Here is an 18040-nt window from a genome sequence, read left to right as displayed (position 1 = left end):
CACCCCCGGAAAAATTCAGGTGACACCCACTAAGCCGCTGGCGACGCAGCGCGATCTGGCACTGGCCTATTCCCCCGGTGTGGCGGCACCCTGTCTGGAAATTGCCGCCGATCCGCTGGCCGCGCACAAATACACCGCGCGCGGCAATCTGGTGGCGGTGATCTCCAACGGCACGGCGGTGCTGGGGCTCGGTAATATTGGCGCGCTGGCCGGCAAGCCAGTGATGGAAGGCAAGGGCGTGCTGTTCAAAAAGTTTGCCGGTATTGATGTGTTCGACATCGAAATCGACGAGCACGACCCGGACAAGCTGATTAAGGTGATTGCCGCGCTGGAGCCGACGTTCGGCGGCATCAACCTTGAGGACATCAAAGCGCCGGAGTGTTTTTACATTGAGCAGCAGCTGCGGCAGCGCATGCAGATTCCGGTGTTTCATGACGATCAGCACGGCACGGCCATCATCTGTACCGCGGCAGTGCTTAACGGCCTGACCATCGTGAATAAGGCGATTGCTGACGTGCGGCTGGTGGTGTCGGGCGCTGGCGCGTCGGCCATTGCCTGCCTCAATCTGCTGGTGGCGCTTGGCATGCAGCAGAAAAATATCGTGGTGTGTGATTCAAAAGGGGTGATTTATCGCGATCGCGAAGCGGACATGACGCCGACCAAAGCCGCCTATGCCGTGGAGGATAGCGGGGCGCGCACGCTGGATGAGGTAATTGGCGGCGCGGATATTTTCCTCGGCTGCTCCGGTCCGAAAGCGCTGACGCCAGCGATGGTGCAGAAGATGGCGCCAAATCCGCTGATTCTGGCGCTGGCCAATCCGGAGCCGGAGATCATGCCGCCGCTGGCGAAGCAGGTGCGGCCGGATGCGATTATCTGTACCGGGCGCTCGGATTTCCCCAATCAGGTGAATAACGTGCTGTGCTTCCCGTTCATCTTCCGCGGCGCGCTGGACGTCGGTGCCACCGCCATCAACGAAGAGATGAAGCTGGCGGCGGTGCATGCGATTGCCGCCCTGGCGCAGGCGGAACAGAGCGACGTGGTAGCGTCCGCTTACGACGATCAGGATCTGAGCTTTGGCCCGGAATACCTGATTCCCAAACCGTTCGATCCGCGCTTGATTGTGCAGATAGCCCCGGCCGTCGCCAGAGCAGCGATGGATTCCGGCGTGGCGACGCGACCGATTGCTGACTTTGACGCCTACCGCGAGCAGCTCACCGAGTTCGTGTATAAAACCAATCTGTTCATGAAGCCGATCTTCTCGCAGGCGCGCAAAGCGCCGCAGCGCGTGGTGCTGGCGGAAGGTGAAGAGGTGCGGGTGCTGCACGCCACTCAGGAGCTGGTGTCGCTCGGGCTGGCGAAGCCAATCCTGATTGGCCGTCCCAACGTGATTGCCATGCGTTTGCAGAAGCAGGGGCTGAAAATCGAGGCCGGGCGTGATTTTGAGATCGTGAACAACGAGTCCGATCCGCGCTTCAAGGAGTACTGGAATGAATATTATCAGCTGATGAAGCGGCGCGGCGTCACGCCGGAAACCGCCCAGCGCGCGGTGATTGGCAATCCCACGCTGATCGGCGCCATCATGGTGCATCGCGGCGAAGCGGACGCGATGATTTGCGGCACCATCGGCGACTACCGTGAACATTACGATGTGGTGGAGAAGGTGTTTGGCTTCCGCGATGACGTCAAGGTCGCCGGGGCGATGAACGCGCTGCTGCTGCCGAGCGGCAACACATTTATTGCCGATACCTATGTGAATGAGGATCCCAGCGCTGAGCAGCTGGCGGATATCACGCTGCTGGCGGCAGAAACCGTGCGGCGTTTCGGCATCGAACCGCGCGTGGCGCTGCTGTCGCACTCCAGTTTTGGCACTTCGAATGCCCCCGGCGCGCGGAAGATGCGCGAGGCGCTGGCGCTGATTCAGCAGCGAGCGCCGGAACTGGAGATTGACGGCGAGATGCACGGCGATGCAGCGCTGGTGGAGAGTATTCGTCGCGAGCTGATGCCGGACAGCCCGCTGAAAGGTACCGCCAATCTGCTAATCATGCCGAACGTTGAGGCCGCACGCATCAGCTACAACCTGCTGCGCGTGTCCTGCTCGGAAGGGGTGACGGTGGGGCCGGTGCTGATGGGCATCCGCAAGCCGGTGCATGTGCTGACGCGCATCGCCTCGGTGCGGCGCATTGTTAACATGGTGGCGCTGGCGGTGGTGGAGGCGCAGACCGAGCCGTTGTGACCGGCAGGGCAACCCCACGGGGGCGCGTTTTAGCGGATTATTCCGCAAGGTGCGCATAAATGCGCACCTGGCTTATTTTTCCAGCCCCAGCCAATCCTGCACCGGCAGGAAATCGCGGGTCAGCGCGGCTTCCGGGGAGTCGTCGGCGGGTTGATAATCATATTCCCAGCGCACCAGCGGCGGCATCGACATCAGAATCGATTCGGTGCGACCGCCGGTCTGCAAACCGAACAGCGTGCCGCGATCCCACACCAGATTGAACTCAACGTAGCGGCCCCGGCGGTAAAGCTGGAACTGACGCTCGCGCTCGCCCCACGCCAGCTCTTTGCGCTTCGCTACAATCGGCTGATAGGCCTGCATGAAACCGTTGCCGACCGCCTGCATGAAATCAAAGCAGTGGTCAAAATCCGGCGTATTCAAATCATCAAAAAACAGTCCGCCAATGCCGCGCTGCTCGTTGCGGTGTTTCAGGTAGAAGTAGTCATCACACCACTTTTTGTAGCGCGCATAGACGTCGTCGCCAAACGGCTGGCACAGATCGAACGCGGTCTGATGCCAGTGCCGGGCATCTTCTGTGAAACCGTAATAAGGGGTGAGATCGAAACCGCCACCAAACCACCAGACCGGATCGGCGCCCGGCTTTTCGGCAATGAAAAAGCGCACGTTGGCGTGGCTGGTTGGCACATACGGATTTTCCGGATGTACCACCAGCGACACGCCCATCGCTTCGAAGCTGCGGCCCGCTAGCTCCGGGCGGTGCGCGGTGGCTGACGCGGGCATCTGCTCGCCATACACATGGGAGAAATTAACCCCAGCCTGCTCGAACACCTTGCCATTACGCAGCACGCGGCTGCGTCCACCGCCGCCGCCGGGGCGTTGCCAGGTGTCTTCGGCAAAGCTGGCGCTGCCGTCTTCCGCCGCCAGACCGGCGCAAATGTCATCCTGCAGCGCCAGCAGATAGGCTTTGACGCGCGAAATATCGGGATTGCTCATGGCTCACTCATTGCAAAAATTTGCCGCGATTCTAGCACAAAACGCTATCAGGCCTGGCGACGATCGTACTCATCAAAGTAATTGACGATACCGTCAGCAATCGCCCGGGCAATTTTCTGGCGAAACGCCGTGGTGCCCAACAGCTGTTCTTCACGCGGGTTGGTGATAAACGAGGTTTCCACCAGCACCGACGGAATGGACGGGGATTTTAGCACCGCGAACGCCGCCTGCTCGGTGTGCTGGCTGTGCAGGTGATGCACCGGACGAATCTGGTCCAGCACGTGTTTACCCAGCGTCAGGCTGTTGCGGATGGTATCGGTCTGTACCAGGTCGAACAGGATCTGGTTAAGGTAATTATCTTTTTCCTGTACCGTCGCGCCGCCCACTTTATCGGCGTCGTTTTCGCGCTGTGACATATAGCGCGCCATGGCGCTGCTGGCACCGCGATTGGAGAGGGCAAACACCGATGCACCGTTGGCTTCCGGGCTGGTGTAGCCGTCGGCGTGAATCGACATAAACAGGTTGGCGCCGTGCTGGTGCGCAATCTCCACGCGCTGATAAAGCGGAATAAAGTGGTCGCTGTCGCGCGTCAGCCGCACTTCCACCTTCGGGTGGTTCTGCAGCAGCGTACGCACGGTGTTGGCGATCTCCAGTACGATGTGCTTCTCTTCTGAGCCTTCCTGACCCACCGCGCCAGAATCAATGCCGCCGTGACCGGGATCGATCATCACAATGCGCTTGCCGCTGGTGGCCGGTTTCGGCGGTGTATGGCGTGCGCTGACGGGCACTGCCGCGCGCGTTTCCTGCGCCTGGACCGCGCGCGGCGACAGCACCGCCAGCGCCAGGCCGGAGAGGATCAGCTGGCGGCGATTGGTCAGGCGCCGCAACAGTGAAATCTTGTTCATTAACATGTCCCTGAGAGTAAACCTGCCCCGTGTTATAGCTTAAGCGCCGTCCGGCGGCGACTGCCGAACCATTTCAGGACATTACTTTGTATTTCAGGCCGCGAATCGCTATTTAGCCGTTTTTTTCAGCCGTTGCGCCCTGCGAGGGTTGCGCCTGGCAAAGAATGCGTGATAATCAGCGAATTGTGCCTCATTGCAGGGTAACGCCGATGGAAATTCGCTCCTTCCGCCAGGAAGATTTTGAAGAAGTCATTACGCTCTGGGAGCGTTGCGATCTGTTACGGCCGTGGAACGATCCGGAACTCGACATCGAACGCAAAATGAACCATGACCCGGAGCTGTTTCTGGTGGCTGAGGTAGGCGGCGAGGTCGTGGGCACGCTGATGGGCGGCTACGATGGCCATCGCGGCTCCGCCTACTATCTGGCGGTGCACCCTGATTATCAGGGCCGGGGATTTGCCAATGCGCTGATGAACCGGCTGGAGAAAAAGCTGATTGCGCGCGGCTGCCCGAAAATCCATCTGATGGTGCGCGAAGAGAACGATCAGGTGGTGGCTTTCTACGAGAAGCTGGATTACGAGCCGGTCGACTCACTGCTGCTGGGCAAACGCCTGATTGAAGACCGTGAATACTGATTCCACTCGTCGCGCGGCCGGGTTTCTGCCCGCCATGCAGCAACAGCGAATAAACTTTTTGCCGGTTTGCGACTCCAACAGGCACGCCAGTCGGCACAAAAGAAAGGAGTTTGCATGAAAGTTGTTCGTCCCGCCCTGCTGGTCAGCGCCTTGGTGCTGGCCGGTTGCGCCAGTTCCGGTTCCTCTTCCCCTGCCAGCACCAGCGAAAGTCACTGGTACAATCCGCTCAGCTATCACTGGTCGGCGCTCAATCCGTTTAGCTGGTTTGGCAGTTCGCTCACCGTCACCGAGCAGGGCGTCGCCGGGCTGAACAGCAACACGGCAATGTCGGAGTCCGCCATTAGCGCCGCGCTGAACAATGATTATCAGCTGCGTCAGGGCATGCGCACGCAGAACGGGCAGGTAGTGGATTTCTGGCAGGCGCTGGATGACGGTAAGGTTAAGCTGGTGATTAATGGCCAGCGTAGCGTCGAGCGCATTGAAGTGCTCGATAGCGATGCGCGCAACGCCGACGGCAGTAAAATCGGTGATGCGTTCAGCGATAAATTCAGCAAAGCGTTTGATAATTGCAAAATGGTTGCCGGGCTGGATGTGCGCGATGTTGAGTGCCGCGCGCCGGGTAGTCAGCATATCGCCTATATCTACAGCGGCGAGTGGCACGGTCCGACCGGGCTGATGCCGTCGGACGATACGTTAAAAAGCTGGAAAATCAGTAAGATCGTCTGGCAGCATTAACTGGCGAAAAAATTGCGTTAACGCATCTTCTGCGCAGGGCTTTCCGGTATGATACCGGCGAAAAACGCCGTTAACTTTTATGCCGGAGAGCATTGTCATGTCTCAGTTTCAGAGCGGGATCCTGCTGGAGCACCGCCGTTTTGCCATTTGGCTGGAAGCCCGCGCCACCGGCGACCTCGCTGCGCTGCGTCAGGGTTGCCACGCCTTTCTGCAACAGCTGGCTGCGCTACAGCAGCAATTCCCGGACGCCGGCCTTGGTGCGGTCATCGCCTTTGGTGATGCGCTGTGGCGCGATCTGCAGGGCACCGACTCAGCTCCCGAACTCAAAGCTTTCACGCCGCTCGGCAAAGGTGCGGCACCGGCGACCCAGCGCGATCTGTTGATCCATATTCAGTCGCTGCGTCACGACGTGAACTTTTCGCTGGCGCAGGCGGCGCTGACGGCGTTTGCCGGCGCGGTCGCCATTGAAGAAGAGACGCACGGTTTCCGCTGGGTCGAGGATCGCGATCTTTCCGGTTTTGTTGATGGCACCGAAAACCCGCAGGGCGAGGCGCGCCAGCAGGTGGCGATCATTGCTGACGGCCCGGATGCCGGCGGCAGCTATGTGTTTACCCAGCGCTGGGAGCACAACCTGCCGCAGTTCAACCGGCTGGCGATTGATAAGCAGGAAGCGATTATTGGCCGCACCAAACAGGACAATGAAGAGCTGCCGGGCGATCAGCGGCCGGCGACGTCGCACCTGAGTCGCGTGGATTTGAAAGAAGCGGGCAAAGGCCTGAAGATTCTGCGCCAGAGCCTGCCGTACGGCACCGCCAGCGGTCGCCACGGTCTCTATTTTATTTCGTACTGTCATCGTCTGTATAACATTGAGCAGCAGCTGCTGAGCATGTTTGGCGAGCGCGACGGCAAGATGGATGCCATGTTACGGTTCACCAAACCGGTGAGCGGCAGCTACTTCTTTGCCCCTTCGCTGACGGCGCTGCAGGCGCTGTCACGTTAATCCATCGCGTTTTACCGGTGCGCCGCCGTGCGCACCACATCCCCGCTTGACGCGGCTCAGTTAATCCCGCCCTGCGCATAAACTCTGCCGCTGGCTTATGCCTTTTTAGACTTTGAAATCCCTAAACGATATATAAAACCGTTACAGCTTTCGCCAGAGTTATAAATACACTGACAGCATCTAATGGCATAGGCTCGAACTCCATTTCTCAGGGTGCAGCATGACACGTTCGGTTTCGAAAAAATGGCTTGGCGGTATAGCGCTGTCGCTGAGTTTAGCGGGCGCGGCACAGGCAACAGAGCTGCTTAACAGCTCTTACGATGTGTCACGTGAACTGTTTGTTGCCCTGAATGCGCCGTTTGAACAGCAGTGGAACGCGGCGCACCCTGACGACAAGCTGACCATTAAACAGTCACATGCGGGCTCCTCAAAACAGGCGCTGGCCATTCTGCAGGGGCTGCGTGCTGATGTCGTGACCTATAATCAGGTGACCGATGTGCAGGTGCTGCACGACAAAGGTAACCTGATCCCGGCCGACTGGCAGAGTCGTCTGCCCAACAGCAGCTCACCGTTTTATTCCACCATGGCCTTCCTGGTGCGCAAGGGGAATCCCAAGCAGATTCATGACTGGGCCGATCTGGCGCGCGATAACGTGAAGCTGATTTTCCCGAATCCGAAAACCTCCGGTAACGGCCGTTACACTTATCTGGCTGCGTGGGGCGCTGCCGACCAGGCGGACGGCAAAGATCAGGCCAAAACCGAAGCGTTTATGACGAAGTTCCTGAAGAACGTCGAAGTGTTTGATACCGGCGGCCGTGGTGCCACCACCACTTTTGCCGAGCGCGGGCTGGGTGATGTGCTGATCAGCTTTGAGTCGGAAGTGAACAATATCCGTAACCAGTACGGTAAAGACCAATACGAAGTGATTGTGCCGAAAACCAACATTCTTGCTGAATTCCCGGTCGCGTGGGTCGATAAAAACGTCGAACACAATGGCACGGCGGAAGCGGCGAAAGCCTATCTTAACTACCTCTACACGCCGCAGGCACAGAAAATCATCACCGGATTTTACTATCGCGTGAACAACCCGCAGCTGATGGCGGAGCAGAAAGATCGCTTCCCGCAGACTGCGCTGTTCAATGTTAATGACGCGTTTGGCGGCTGGCCGCAGGTGATGAAAACCCATTTCGCCAGCGGCGGTGAGCTGGATAAATTACTGGCAGCGGGGCGCGGCTGATGTTGGCTTCTGCACAGAAACGCGTTCTGCCCGGTTTTGGTCTCAGCCTTGGCACCAGCCTGCTGTTTACCTGCCTGATTCTGCTGCTGCCGATCAGCGCGCTGATCATGCAGTTGTCGCAGATGACGCTGGCGCAGTACTGGCAGGTGATCAGCAATCCGCAACTGGTGGCGGCGTATAAAGTCACGCTGCTGTCAGCGGGCGTGGCCTCGCTGTTTAACGCGGTGTTTGGCATGCTGATGGCGTGGATTCTGACCCGCTATCGCTTTCCCGGCCGTACGCTGCTGGATGGCCTGATGGACCTGCCGTTTGCGCTGCCGACGGCGGTGGCCGGCCTGACGCTGGCCGGACTGTTTTCGGTTAACGGCTGGTACGGTCAGTGGCTGGCGCATTTTGATATCAAAGTGTCTTACACCTGGCTCGGTATCGCGGTGGCGATGGCGTTCACCAGCATTCCGTTTGTGGTGCGTACCGTGCAGCCGGTGCTGGAAGAGTTAGGCCCGGAGTATGAGGAAGCGGCGGAAACCCTCGGTGCCACGCCGTGGCAGAGTTTCCGGCGCGTGGTGCTGCCGGAAGTCGCGCCGGCGCTGCTGGCCGGGACCGCGCTGTCGTTTACCCGCAGCCTCGGTGAATTTGGCGCGGTGATCTTTATCGCCGGTAACATCGCCTGGAAAACTGAAGTGACCTCGCTGATGATTTTTGTTCGCCTGCAGGAGTTTGATTATCCGGCCGCCAGCGCCATCGCTTCGGTGATCCTCGCGGCATCGTTGCTGCTGCTGTTTGCGATTAACACTCTGCAGAGCCGCTTTGGCCGCCGTCTGGGAGGTCACTGATGGCTGAGATTTCACAGATCAATCATGCCGAGCGTCAGCCGGTGAACTGGGGCAAATGGCTGCTGATCGGCATTGGCGTGCTGGTATCGATTGGCCTGCTGGTGGTGCCGATGATCTCCATCTTCTGGGAGGCGCTGGGACAGGGCATCGGCAAGGCTTTTAGCAACCTGCAGGATGGTGACATGCTGCATGCTATCTGGCTGACGGTGCTGGTGGCGCTGATTACCGTGCCGGTAAACCTGGTGTTCGGCACGCTGCTGGCCTGGCTGGTGACGCGCTTCACTTTCCCCGGTCGCCAGCTGCTGCTGACGCTGTTTGATATTCCGTTTGCCGTGTCGCCGGTGGTGGCCGGTCTGATGTATCTGCTGTTCTGGGGCGTGAACGGCCCGGCTGGCGGCTGGCTTGATGCGCACAACATCCAGGTGATGTTTGCCTGGCCGGGTATGGTGCTGGCGACGATTTTCGTTACCTGTCCGTTTGTGGTGCGCGAGCTGGTGCCGGTGATGCTGAGCCAGGGCAGCCACGAAGATGAAGCCGCCGTGCTGCTGGGCGCGTCTGGCTGGCAGATGTTCCGCCGCGTGACGCTGCCAAATATCCGCTGGGCGCTGCTGTACGGCGTGGTGCTGACCAACGCGCGCGCCATCGGCGAATTTGGTGCGGTATCGGTAGTGTCCGGCTCGATTCGCGGCGAAACCTATACCTTACCTTTACAGGTTGAATTACTGCATCAGGATTACAACACCGTGGGCGCTTTTACCGCCGCCGCGCTGCTGACCCTGATGGCAATTGTGACGCTGTTTCTGAAAAGCGTGGTGCAGTGGCGATTAGAGCATCAGCAGAAGCGCCAACAGGAGGAAAATCATGAGCATTGAGATTAAACACATTAATAAAGCATTTGGCCGCACGCCGGTGCTGAACGATATCTCTCTGGATATTCCTTCCGGCAAGATGGTGGCGCTGCTCGGACCGTCCGGTTCAGGTAAAACCACGCTGCTGCGCATTATCGCCGGGCTGGAGCACCAGAACAGCGGGCAGATCCATTTTCATGGCAAAGACGTCAGCCGCACGCACGCCCGCGATCGTCAGGTCGGCTTTGTGTTTCAGCACTATGCGCTGTTCCGCCATATGACGGTGTTCGACAACATCGCCTTTGGCCTGACGGTGCTGCCGCGCCGCGAGCGTCCGAACAGCGCCGAAATTAAGCAGCGCGTTACCCGCCTGCTGGAGATGGTACAGCTGGCACATCTGGCCAACCGCTACCCGGCTCAGCTCTCCGGTGGGCAGAAACAGCGCGTGGCGCTGGCGCGTGCGCTGGCGGTTGAGCCGCAGATTCTGCTGCTGGACGAACCGTTTGGCGCGCTGGATGCCCAGGTGCGTAAAGAGCTGCGCCGCTGGCTGCGTCAGCTGCATGAAGAGCTGAAATTTACCAGCGTGTTTGTGACCCACGACCAGGAAGAAGCGATGGAAGTGGCGGATAGCGTGGTGGTAATGAGTCAGGGCAATATTGAGCAGGTGGGCGCACCGGATGACGTGTGGCGCGAACCCGCGACCCGCTTCGTACTGGAGTTCCTCGGCGAAGTGAACCGCTTTGACGGTGAAGTGCACGGCTCGCAGTTCCATGTGGGCGCACATCGCTGGCCGCTGGGCTATACGCCAGCGCATCAGGGCGACGTGGAGCTGTTCCTGCGTCCGTGGGAAGTGGACGTGTCACGCCAGAGTAGCCTGGAGACGCCGTTGCCGGTGCAGGTGCTGGAAATCAGTCCGCGTGGCCACTTCTGGCAGCTGGTGGTTCAGCCCGTCGGCTGGCAGAGCGAGCCAATCTCGGTGGTATTCGCCGGTGAACAGACGGCGCCGATCCGTGGCGAACGGCTGTTTGTTGGTCTGCAACAGGCACGTATCTACCAGGGCACCACGCCGCTGCGCCCGGTTGCCTTTGCCGAAAGCGCCTGATATTTTTGTCACTCCTTCGGGCGGGATTTTCCCGCCCGATTTATTTGTACTCCTTTCGGCTGGAATGACACCGTGACCACTCTGGAAAACACCATCGGCAATACGCCGCTGATTAAGTTGCAGCGCCTGACGCCGGATAACGGCAGCGAAATCTGGCTCAAGCTGGAAGGCAACAATCCGGCAGGTTCGGTGAAAGATCGCGCGGCCTGGTCGATGATCCACCACGCTGAGTTGCGGGGTGAAATCCAGCCCGGCGACACCCTGATCGAGGCCACCAGCGGCAATACCGGCATTGCGCTGGCGATGATTGCCGCGCTGAAAGGCTACCGGTTACGCCTGCTGATGCCGGAGAACATGAGCCAGGAGCGTCAGGATGCGATGCGCGCCTACGGGGCTGAGCTGGTTTTGGTGACACGCGAGCAGGGCATGGAGGGCGCACGCGATCTGGCGCAGGCCATGGCGCAGCGCGGTGAAGGCAAAGTGCTGGATCAGTTTAATAATCCCGACAACCCGCTCGGCCATTATCTCACCACCGGTCCGGAGATCTGGCAGCAAAGCCACGGTCGTATGACACATTTTGTCTCCAGCATGGGCACCACCGGCACCATCAGCGGCGTCGGGCGCTATCTGAAAGAGTTTGCTCCGGCGGTGAAAGTGATTGGTTTGCAGCCGCAGGAGGGCAGCAGTATTCCCGGTATTCGTCGCTGGCCGGCGGCCTATCTGCCGGGGATTTTTCGTCCGGAACTGGTGGATGAAGTGATAGATATGGCGCAGCAGGAGGCAGAAGAGACCATGCGCGCGCTGGCGCAGCGCGAAGGCATTTTCTGCGGCGTCAGTTCAGGTGGGTCAGTGGCTGGCGCATTGCGCATTGCGACGGCGCAGCCGGGCAGTGTGATTGTCGCCATTGTCTGCGATCGCGGCGATCGCTATCTCTCCACCGGTGTTTTTCACCGCTAGTTCCCCCCGCCTGTTTCTGGCTTCGTGCGCCCTGTGACGCGGCGTACGGGCCATTTTTGTCTATAGTCTCCCTAAGCATGTTCTGACGCGGTCACTGTAAGGATCGCGTAAAACCGGCTGCTTTCCCGCGGCACTCAGGACAAAATAGCGGCAATTTTGTACGAGAGAAAAAGATGAAAATCCTGCTTGTTGATGACGATGTTGAACTTGGCACCATGCTGAGCCAGTACCTGATTGCCGAAGGTTTTGAAACCCAGCTGGTGCTGACCGGCAGCGCCGGGATTGAAGGGGCGTTATCCGGACACTACACCGCGATGATTCTCGACATCATGCTGCCGGATATGAGCGGTATTGATGTGCTGCGTCAGGTGCGGCAGAACAGCCGCCTGCCGGTGATTATGCTGACGGCGAAGGGCGACAATATCGATCGCGTTATCGGCCTGGAGATGGGCGCGGACGACTACGTGCCCAAACCCTGCTATCCGCGCGAGCTGGTGGCGCGTCTGCGCGCGGTGCTGCGTCGCTTTGAAGATCAGGCACCGGTGCCGGATAAGAAAGAGGTCCTGCGCTGGGGCGATCTCAGCCTGAACCCGGCTACGCGTATCACGGAGTGGCAGGGCAAAGCTTTTGATCTCACCGCGTCGGAGTTCAATCTGCTGGATCTGCTGCTGCGCGCACCGGACCGCGTGGTGTCCAAAGATGAGCTGTCGGAAAAGGGGCTGGGCCGTCCGCGTGAAGCTTACGATCGCAGCGTGGATGTGCACATCAGCAACATCCGCCAGAAGCTGGCTGCGCTAACCGCAGACAGCGTGAATATTGAAACCGTGCGCAGCATTGGTTATCGCATTCGATGAAACACAGCTACCGTGGCCGCATGTTCTGGAAGATCCTGCTGGGCTTCTGGATTGTGTTTGTGATTATCAGCCAGCTGCTGTGGCTGGGCTTTACCCTGTCAGGAAACCGTCACGAGCCGCCGGAGATTGTGGCGGTACGTCGGATCGTTAATCTGCAAATGGCTTCGGCGGTGTCGGTACTGGAGCGCGGCGGCCCCAGCTCGCTCGACGATATGATGGCCGACTGGGAGCCGAACGATCGCCAGTTTTTCTCAGTGATTCAGCACGCCAGACCGGCCACTACGCCGGACAATGCGCCGCCGGAGACCTTTAATCAGCCGTTTCACGGCCCGTTTCCGCAGGTGATTGTGCGCTGGGTGAAGGGCGCTGACGGTAAAGAGTACGAACTGCGCTATGACGTCAAAGGACTGCGCGAAGACAGTTCAATGGGCGGCGGAGGCCCGCGTCGTATTCTGAATATCCCCGAGCCGATGTTTACCTTTGCCGGCGCGCTGGGGCTGCTGTTCAGTCTGCTGCTGGCGTGGAACCTGACGCGGCCAATGCGTCAACTGCGCGAGGGGTTTGCCCGCGTGTCGCGCGGTGATTTGTCGGTGCGGCTCTATCCGGTGATGCGCCGCCGCCATGATGAGCTGTCGATTGTGGCCCAGGATTTTGATGCGATGGTGGAACGGCTGGATACGCTGGTGAAAGCGCGCGAGGAGCTGCTGCACGATATCTCCCACGAGCTGCGCTCCCCGCTGGCGCGCCTGCAATTAGCCACCGGTCTGGCGCGTCAGACGCCGGAGTCGGTAGCATCCTCACTCAATCGCATCGACGAGGAGGCGCGCCGTCTGGATAAGATGATCGGCGAACTGCTGACGCTGTCGCGCGCTGAACATGAGAGCATGCCTGGCGAGCAGTATTTTGACCTGACCGGCCTGCTGCATGCGGTGGTAACCGATGTGCGCTACGAAGCGCAGATCCCCGGTGTGCACGTAGATTTTCTGGTGGATGAGAACGCAGATTACACCGTGCGCGGTAATGCTGAGCTGATCCGCCGCGGCGTGGAGAATGTGCTGCGCAACGCGCTGCGTTTCTCGCATCAGGGGCAGCATATTAGCGTGCAGTTGCAGGCGGAGAATCAGTGGCTGGCAATTCGCGTGCGCGATCAGGGGCCGGGCGTGGATGATGAGAAGCTGTCGAGTATCTTCGATCCGTTCGTTCGGGTGAATTCACCGCTAATGGGCAAAGGCTACGGGCTGGGGCTGTCGATCGTGCGCAAAGTGGTTCTGGCCCATCACGGCGAAGTTCAGGCAGTGAATCGTCCGGAAGGCGGGCTGGAAGTGACACTGCGGCTGCCGCGCTGGAAGCAGGCGTAAATCATCATGCCAGGCGCAGGCGGTCAGGACGACCGGACAGATCGCAAAGACGGCATAAACCGTCCCTGGGCCTCGGCCCGCGCCATCCATGGCGCGGGACGCTTTGCTCCTCTGCCCGGTCGTCCTGCCCTCAAACAGGCACGGTGCGCTTTGCCAGAAGCGCTCGCCTGCAAATCATTCATCAGCGTGTGAAACAAACAAAAACGGCACCCATTGGGTGCCGTTTTCACGCAATCAGCGCGGTTTACTTCCTGATGCGGATAACCGGCGTTTCGCCCACGGTAACCTGACCGGAGAGTTTCACCAGGTCTTTGATCTCATCCATATTCGAGATCACGACCGGGGTCAGCGTGGATTTGGCTTTCTCTTCCAGCAGCGGCAGATCAAACTCGATCACCACATCGCCTTTTTTCACTTTCTGGCCTTCTTCAGCGATGCGTTTGAAGCCTTCACCTTTCAGTTCTACCGTGTCGATACCGAAGTGCACGAACAGTTCGATGCCGTTATCAGACTCGATAGAAAACGCGTGGTTGGTTTCGAAAATCTTGCCGATAGTACCATCCACTGGTGCAACCATTTTGTTGCCAGTAGGTTTGATGGCGATACCATCACCGACGATTTTCTCTGCGAATACCACATCAGGTACGTCTTCGATATTCACGATTTCGCCTGACAGAGGCGCAACGATATCGATAGTCCCTGACGCGCTCTCTGATTTATCGCCAAAAAGTTTAGAAAACAAACCCATGATCTTCTCCTAAGCAGTAATTTGGGGCCAGCGTCTCGTGGATCAGCAGAGCGTTTTTTCTTTGATGAACTTGTTCACCAGGTTCATCAAATCTTCCGCTGTGGGTTGAGCCAGAGCCTGCTCTGCCAGTGCCTTCGCATCTTCGAAATTGGTATTGCGAATGATCTTCTTGATGCTTGGGATTGAAATGGCACTCATGCTGAATTCGTCCAGCCCCATTCCCAGTAACAGTAGTGTAGCACGTTCATCACCAGCCAGCTCACCACACATGCCGGTCCATTTCCCTTCGGCATGTGATGCGTCGATCACTTGCTTAATGAGGCCCAGTACAGATGGCGTCATTGGGTTATAGAGGTGTGAAATCAAATCATTACCACGATCGACCGCCAGAGTATACTGCGTCAGGTCATTTGTCCCAATACTAAAGAAGTCGACTTCTTTCGCCAGATGGCGGGCAATCACTGCGGAAGCCGGGGTTTCTACCATGATGCCCACTTCAATGGACTCATCAAAGGCTTTACCTTCTTCACGCAGCTGTGCCTTCAGCATCTCCAGCTCAGCCTTCAGGAAGCGCACTTCTTCCACCGAAATGATCATCGGGAACATGATGCGCAGTTTGCCGAAGGAAGACGCACGCAGAATAGCACGCAGCTGGGCATGCAGAATCTCTTTGCGGTCCATAGCGATACGAATCGCACGCCAGCCGAGGAACGGGTTCTCTTCTTTTGGCAGGTTCATGTACGGCAGATCTTTGTCACCGCCGATGTCCATGGTGCGCACGATCACGGCCTGGGAACCCATCGCTTCCGCCACGGCTTTGTAAGCCTGGAACTGCTCTTCTTCGCTTGGCAGCGAATCGCGGTCCATGAACAGGAATTCAGTACGGTAAAGACCAACACCTTCCGCGCCGTTGCGCTCAGCACCGGCGACATCACGCACGGTACCGATGTTGGCGCACACTTCAACCTGATGGCCGTCCAGCGTAATCGCTGGCAGATCTTTCAGTTTCGCCAGCTCGTGCTTCTCAGACAGATACTGCGTCTGAATCGCTTTCAGCTCTTCCTGCACGTCGTCGGTCGGATTGACGTAAATCTTGTTGTTCACGCCATCGATAATCAGGAAATCACCGTTTTTCACGGTAGCGGTCACGTTACCGGTGCCGACAATCGCAGGCAGCTCCAGCGAACGCGCCATGATCGAGGTGTGTGAAGTACGACCACCCAGATCGGTAATAAAGCCCAGCACCTTTTTCAGGTTCAGCTGTGCGGTTTCGGATGGCGTCAGATCTTTCGCCACCAGAATGGATTCGTCAGCAATGGCGCTCAGGTCAACGATATGCAGACCCAGAATGTTCTGTAGCAGACGCTTGCCGATGTCACGTACGTCAGCCGCGCGCTCTTTCAGATATTCGTCGTCGAGCTCTTCCAGCGCTTTCGCCTGGCCTTCAACCACAGAGTGGGCGGCGGCGTCAGCGGTTACGTGATCTTTTTTAATCAGGTCGATGATTTCCTGCTCAAGCTCTTCGTCTTCGAGCAGCATGATGTGACCTTCAAAGATCGCCGCTTTCTCTTCACCGAAGGTTTCACCGGCTTTCACACGGATGGCTTCAAGCTGCCCGGCTGCTTTGCTGCGACCGTCGAGGAAGCGCTGAACTTCCTGCTCAACCTGGTCGTCAGTAATCTTTTTACGGCTGATGACGATCTCGTCTTCCTTCAGCAGCAGTGCTTTGCCGAAAGCGATACCCGGTGATGCTAAAATGCCTGAAATCATAACCCTACCTTTTAATCACGATGGCTCATTGACCCAATGCGTTGCCACTGTCGCGGAGCAGTACTCTAAGGAAGCAATAACGCGGACAGGTTGTCCGCGATCAACATAATTGCACTCAATGGGGCAAAGGAGTCGGTTTAATGGCTTGCCGGAACGGAATTACTCCAGTTCAGCCATCAGTTTGACCAGATGCTCAACCGCCTGCTGCTCGTCTTCACCTTCTGCAGAAAGCGTAACAACCGTACCCTGAGTCAGACCCAGAGTCTGCAGTTTGAACAGGCTTTTCGCGCTGGCAGATTTGCCGTTAGAAGTAACGGTGATTTCAGACTGGAAAGCCTTCGCTTCTTTCACGAACTGAGCTGCAGGACGGGTATGGAGGCCGTTAGGTGCGGTAATGGTAACTTCTTGCTGGAACATTCTATTTCCCCAACTTTATCAGGTTTGGTGTTATGGATCTAAAGTCTAGCCTGGAGCCGTAACTTTAGCCTGTGTAGGTGCGCTGGTACGGCATCACGCTGACCAAAAAATGCGCTTGAATGAAAAAGTCATTTTTTCGATGACGGATCAAAACTGCTGCAATACGTCACTCTGCTGATTATGCCGTGATTCGCCGTTTCACCAAATCAGTAAATCGATTCAGCTTGATCCACTTCAAAGGCAGATTAATTTCAGGCACCGAAATAATTGGCTGCTTAAATACCAGAGCCGCATCACTGAAATCAATCTGCCCGGTGGTAAAAGTGAGATCTGCGCCACAAAAAAGCACCCATTTGGGTGCTTTTTTCATCATTTTCAGACTCTGGCGTTTACTGTTGCAGCTCTTTTTCGGTGAACAGATCGGCAAACAGTGCGGTACTGAGATAGCGTTCGCCGGAAGAGGGCAGAATCACCACGATGTTTTTATTGGCGAAGGCTTCATCTTCCTGCAGCTTAAGGGCAGCCGCCACTGCTGCACCGGAAGAGATACCGGCCAGAATGCCTTCCTCTTCCATCAGCTGACGCGCGGTGCTGATCGCTTCTTCATTGGTGATGGCCACCACGCGGTCAATCAGTTTCAGGTCAAGGTTGCCCGGAATGAAACCGGCACCAATCCCCTGAATCTTGTGCGGGCCCGGTTTGATCTCTTCTCCCGCCAGCGCCTGCGCGATGACAGGGGAATCCGTAGGCTCAACGGCCACGGTGATCAAATCCTGCTTGCCTTTGGTGTTCTTGATGTAGCGGCTCACGCCGGTCAGCGTACCACCGGTGCCCACGCCGGCAATGAAGACATCTACGGCGCCGTCAGTGTCTTCCCAGATCTCCGGGCCAGTAGTCTTTTCGTGAATTTCCGGGTTGGCCGGGTTGCTGAACTGCTGCAGCAGCACATATTTGTCCGGATCGCTGGCAACAATCTCTTCTGCTTTAGCGATGGCGCCCTTCATGCCTTTTGGCCCTTCGGTCAGCACCAGATTGGCGCCCAGCGCTTTCAGCAGCTTGCGACGTTCAATCGACATGGTCTCAGGCATGGTCAGCGTCAGCTTGTAGCCGCGCGCAGCGGCGACATAGGCCAGCGCAATGCCGGTGTTGCCGCTGGTTGGCTCTACCAGCTCAACGCCCGGTTTCAGAATACCGCGTTTTTCTGCGTCCCAAATCATATTGGCACCGATACGGCATTTAACGCTGAAGCTCGGGTTACGCGACTCGACCTTCGCCAGAATGCGTCCATTACCGATGCGGTTCAGTCGAACCAGCGGCGTATGACCAATTGTCAGAGAGTTGTCTTCATAGATCTTACTCATAGCCCGTCCTTAACTGTATGAAATATTGGGAACCCTCAGAGCATACCTGTTCTG

At 57.8% G+C, this 18040-nt stretch carries 18 protein-coding genes; 11 read left to right on the top strand and 7 right to left on the bottom strand.

Going from position 1 to position 18040, the window contains the following annotated elements; all coding sequences use genetic code 11:
* A partial coding sequence (locus FT726_RS12375) for an NADP-dependent malic enzyme (protein ID WP_346302850.1) occupies positions 1–2233 on the top strand: 2233 nt, incomplete at its 5' end.
* 72 nt (positions 2234–2305) lie between these two features.
* Here FT726_RS12375 and hemF read toward each other — a convergent pair.
* Together hemF and amiA are read right to left on the bottom strand one after the other, a co-directional pair.
* Positions 2306–3226 carry an oxygen-dependent coproporphyrinogen oxidase gene (gene hemF, locus FT726_RS12370; protein ID WP_021508069.1) on the bottom strand — a complete coding sequence of 307 codons (921 nt, stop codon included), beginning with the start codon at positions 3224–3226 and terminating at the stop codon, positions 2306–2308.
* A gap of 47 nt (positions 3227–3273) precedes the next feature.
* Positions 3274–4131, bottom strand: coding sequence for an N-acetylmuramoyl-L-alanine amidase AmiA (amiA, locus tag FT726_RS12365; protein ID WP_288422179.1), 858 nt, complete (start codon positions 4129–4131; stop codon positions 3274–3276).
* A gap of 209 nt (positions 4132–4340) precedes the next feature.
* Here amiA and FT726_RS12360 point away from each other — a divergent pair, with 209 nt between their 5' ends.
* The 10 genes from FT726_RS12360 (at position 4341) to FT726_RS12315 (ending at position 13690) form a co-directional block, all read left to right on the top strand.
* Positions 4341–4766 carry a GNAT family acetyltransferase gene (locus FT726_RS12360; RefSeq protein ID WP_021508071.1) on the top strand — a complete coding sequence of 142 codons (426 nt, stop codon included), beginning with the start codon at positions 4341–4343 and terminating at the stop codon, positions 4764–4766.
* A 114-nt stretch (positions 4767–4880) separates the two neighbouring features.
* Positions 4881–5501 carry an RpoE-regulated lipoprotein gene (locus FT726_RS12355; protein ID WP_346302849.1) on the top strand — a complete coding sequence of 207 codons (621 nt, stop codon included), beginning with the start codon at positions 4881–4883 and terminating at the stop codon, positions 5499–5501.
* Positions 5502–5598: 97 nt separating this feature from the next.
* A complete protein-coding gene (locus FT726_RS12350) occupies positions 5599–6501 on the top strand; it encodes a Dyp-type peroxidase (protein WP_021508073.1) in 903 nt (300 codons plus the stop codon).
* A gap of 220 nt (positions 6502–6721) precedes the next feature.
* Positions 6722–7738 carry a sulfate ABC transporter substrate-binding protein gene (locus FT726_RS12345; RefSeq protein ID WP_132464837.1) on the top strand — a complete coding sequence of 339 codons (1017 nt, stop codon included), beginning with the start codon at positions 6722–6724 and terminating at the stop codon, positions 7736–7738.
* The gene (gene cysT, locus FT726_RS12340) at positions 7738–8571 is read left to right on the top strand and encodes a sulfate/thiosulfate ABC transporter permease CysT (protein ID WP_021508075.1); all 834 of its coding nucleotides are present in this window, start codon (positions 7738–7740) and stop codon (positions 8569–8571) included. The genes FT726_RS12345 and cysT overlap by 1 nt, the downstream gene beginning before the upstream one ends.
* Entirely contained in the window at positions 8571–9443 is an 873-nt protein-coding gene (gene cysW / locus FT726_RS12335; protein WP_104094123.1) for a sulfate/thiosulfate ABC transporter permease CysW, read from the top strand. The genes cysT and cysW overlap by 1 nt, the downstream gene beginning before the upstream one ends.
* Positions 9433–10521, top strand: a complete 1089-nt coding sequence (gene cysA / locus FT726_RS12330; protein ID WP_058770811.1) for a sulfate/thiosulfate ABC transporter ATP-binding protein CysA — start codon at positions 9433–9435, stop codon at positions 10519–10521. Before cysW ends, cysA begins: the two co-directional genes overlap by 11 nt.
* Before the next feature lie 72 nt (positions 10522–10593).
* The gene (gene cysM, locus FT726_RS12325; RefSeq protein ID WP_215480574.1) at positions 10594–11478 is read left to right on the top strand and encodes a cysteine synthase CysM; all 885 of its coding nucleotides are present in this window, start codon (positions 10594–10596) and stop codon (positions 11476–11478) included.
* Between the two features lie 173 nt (positions 11479–11651).
* Positions 11652–12332 (top strand): response regulator transcription factor, encoded by a 681-nt coding sequence (locus FT726_RS12320; RefSeq protein ID WP_021508079.1) that lies wholly within the window; start codon positions 11652–11654, stop codon positions 12330–12332.
* Positions 12329–13690, top strand: coding sequence for an ATP-binding protein (locus FT726_RS12315; protein ID WP_021508080.1), 1362 nt, complete (start codon positions 12329–12331; stop codon positions 13688–13690). The genes FT726_RS12320 and FT726_RS12315 overlap by 4 nt, the downstream gene beginning before the upstream one ends.
* 244 nt (positions 13691–13934) lie before the next feature.
* On the opposite strand, the gene crr is transcribed toward FT726_RS12315, so the two are convergent.
* From crr to cysK, 5 genes are all read right to left on the bottom strand, one after another.
* Positions 13935–14438: a PTS glucose transporter subunit IIA gene (gene crr, locus FT726_RS12310; RefSeq protein WP_010617547.1), complete on the bottom strand. Its 504-nt coding sequence runs from the start codon at positions 14436–14438 to the stop codon at positions 13935–13937.
* 42 nt (positions 14439–14480) lie between these two features.
* Positions 14481–16208, bottom strand: coding sequence for a phosphoenolpyruvate-protein phosphotransferase PtsI (gene ptsI / locus FT726_RS12305; RefSeq protein WP_021508081.1), 1728 nt, complete (start codon positions 16206–16208; stop codon positions 14481–14483).
* Positions 16209–16367: 159 nt separating this feature from the next.
* Positions 16368–16625, bottom strand: a complete 258-nt coding sequence (gene ptsH, locus FT726_RS12300) for a phosphocarrier protein Hpr (RefSeq protein WP_007889063.1) — start codon at positions 16623–16625, stop codon at positions 16368–16370.
* A 178-nt stretch (positions 16626–16803) separates the two neighbouring features.
* On the bottom strand, positions 16804–16998 hold the full coding sequence (locus tag FT726_RS12295; RefSeq protein WP_021508082.1) for a hypothetical protein: 195 nt from the start codon (positions 16996–16998) through the stop codon (positions 16804–16806).
* A 16-nt stretch (positions 16999–17014) separates the two neighbouring features.
* Complete coding sequence (cysK, locus tag FT726_RS12290; RefSeq protein WP_021508083.1) at positions 17015–17986, bottom strand: cysteine synthase A; 972 nt, start codon at positions 17984–17986, stop codon at positions 17015–17017.
* Positions 17987–18040 lie beyond the last annotated feature (54 nt).

This window comes from Pantoea sp. Morm, from assembly GCF_016643525.1.
Classification (GTDB): domain Bacteria; phylum Pseudomonadota; class Gammaproteobacteria; order Enterobacterales; family Enterobacteriaceae; genus Pantoea; species Pantoea dispersa.
The sequence above is the reverse complement of the archived record's forward strand: the minus strand, read 5'-3'. Positions and strand labels throughout refer to the sequence as shown.

Bases quoted from the DNA above. Each gene is read 5' to 3' on its own strand.
- ptsH (WP_007889063.1), bottom strand. From the start codon at position 16,625: ATGTTCCAGCAAGAAGTTACCATTACCGCACCTAACGGCCTCCATACC.
- cysW (WP_104094123.1), top strand. From the start codon at position 8,571: ATGGCTGAGATTTCACAGATCAATCATGCCGAGCGTCAGCCGGTGAAC.
- hemF (WP_021508069.1), bottom strand. From the start codon at position 3,226: ATGAGCAATCCCGATATTTCGCGCGTCAAAGCCTATCTGCTGGCGCTG.
- crr (WP_010617547.1), bottom strand. From the start codon at position 14,438: ATGGGTTTGTTTTCTAAACTTTTTGGCGATAAATCAGAGAGCGCGTCA.
- cysT (WP_021508075.1), top strand. From the start codon at position 7,738: ATGTTGGCTTCTGCACAGAAACGCGTTCTGCCCGGTTTTGGTCTCAGC.
- FT726_RS12295 (WP_021508082.1), bottom strand. From the start codon at position 16,998: ATGATGAAAAAAGCACCCAAATGGGTGCTTTTTTGTGGCGCAGATCTC.
- FT726_RS12355 (WP_346302849.1), top strand. From the start codon at position 4,881: ATGAAAGTTGTTCGTCCCGCCCTGCTGGTCAGCGCCTTGGTGCTGGCC.
- cysA (WP_058770811.1), top strand. From the start codon at position 9,433: ATGAGCATTGAGATTAAACACATTAATAAAGCATTTGGCCGCACGCCG.
- FT726_RS12360 (WP_021508071.1), top strand. From the start codon at position 4,341: ATGGAAATTCGCTCCTTCCGCCAGGAAGATTTTGAAGAAGTCATTACG.
- ptsI (WP_021508081.1), bottom strand. From the start codon at position 16,208: ATGATTTCAGGCATTTTAGCATCACCGGGTATCGCTTTCGGCAAAGCA.
- cysK (WP_021508083.1), bottom strand. From the start codon at position 17,986: ATGAGTAAGATCTATGAAGACAACTCTCTGACAATTGGTCATACGCCG.
- amiA (WP_288422179.1), bottom strand. From the start codon at position 4,131: ATGAACAAGATTTCACTGTTGCGGCGCCTGACCAATCGCCGCCAGCTG.
- FT726_RS12345 (WP_132464837.1), top strand. From the start codon at position 6,722: ATGACACGTTCGGTTTCGAAAAAATGGCTTGGCGGTATAGCGCTGTCG.
- FT726_RS12320 (WP_021508079.1), top strand. From the start codon at position 11,652: ATGAAAATCCTGCTTGTTGATGACGATGTTGAACTTGGCACCATGCTG.
- FT726_RS12315 (WP_021508080.1), top strand. From the start codon at position 12,329: ATGAAACACAGCTACCGTGGCCGCATGTTCTGGAAGATCCTGCTGGGC.
- FT726_RS12350 (WP_021508073.1), top strand. From the start codon at position 5,599: ATGTCTCAGTTTCAGAGCGGGATCCTGCTGGAGCACCGCCGTTTTGCC.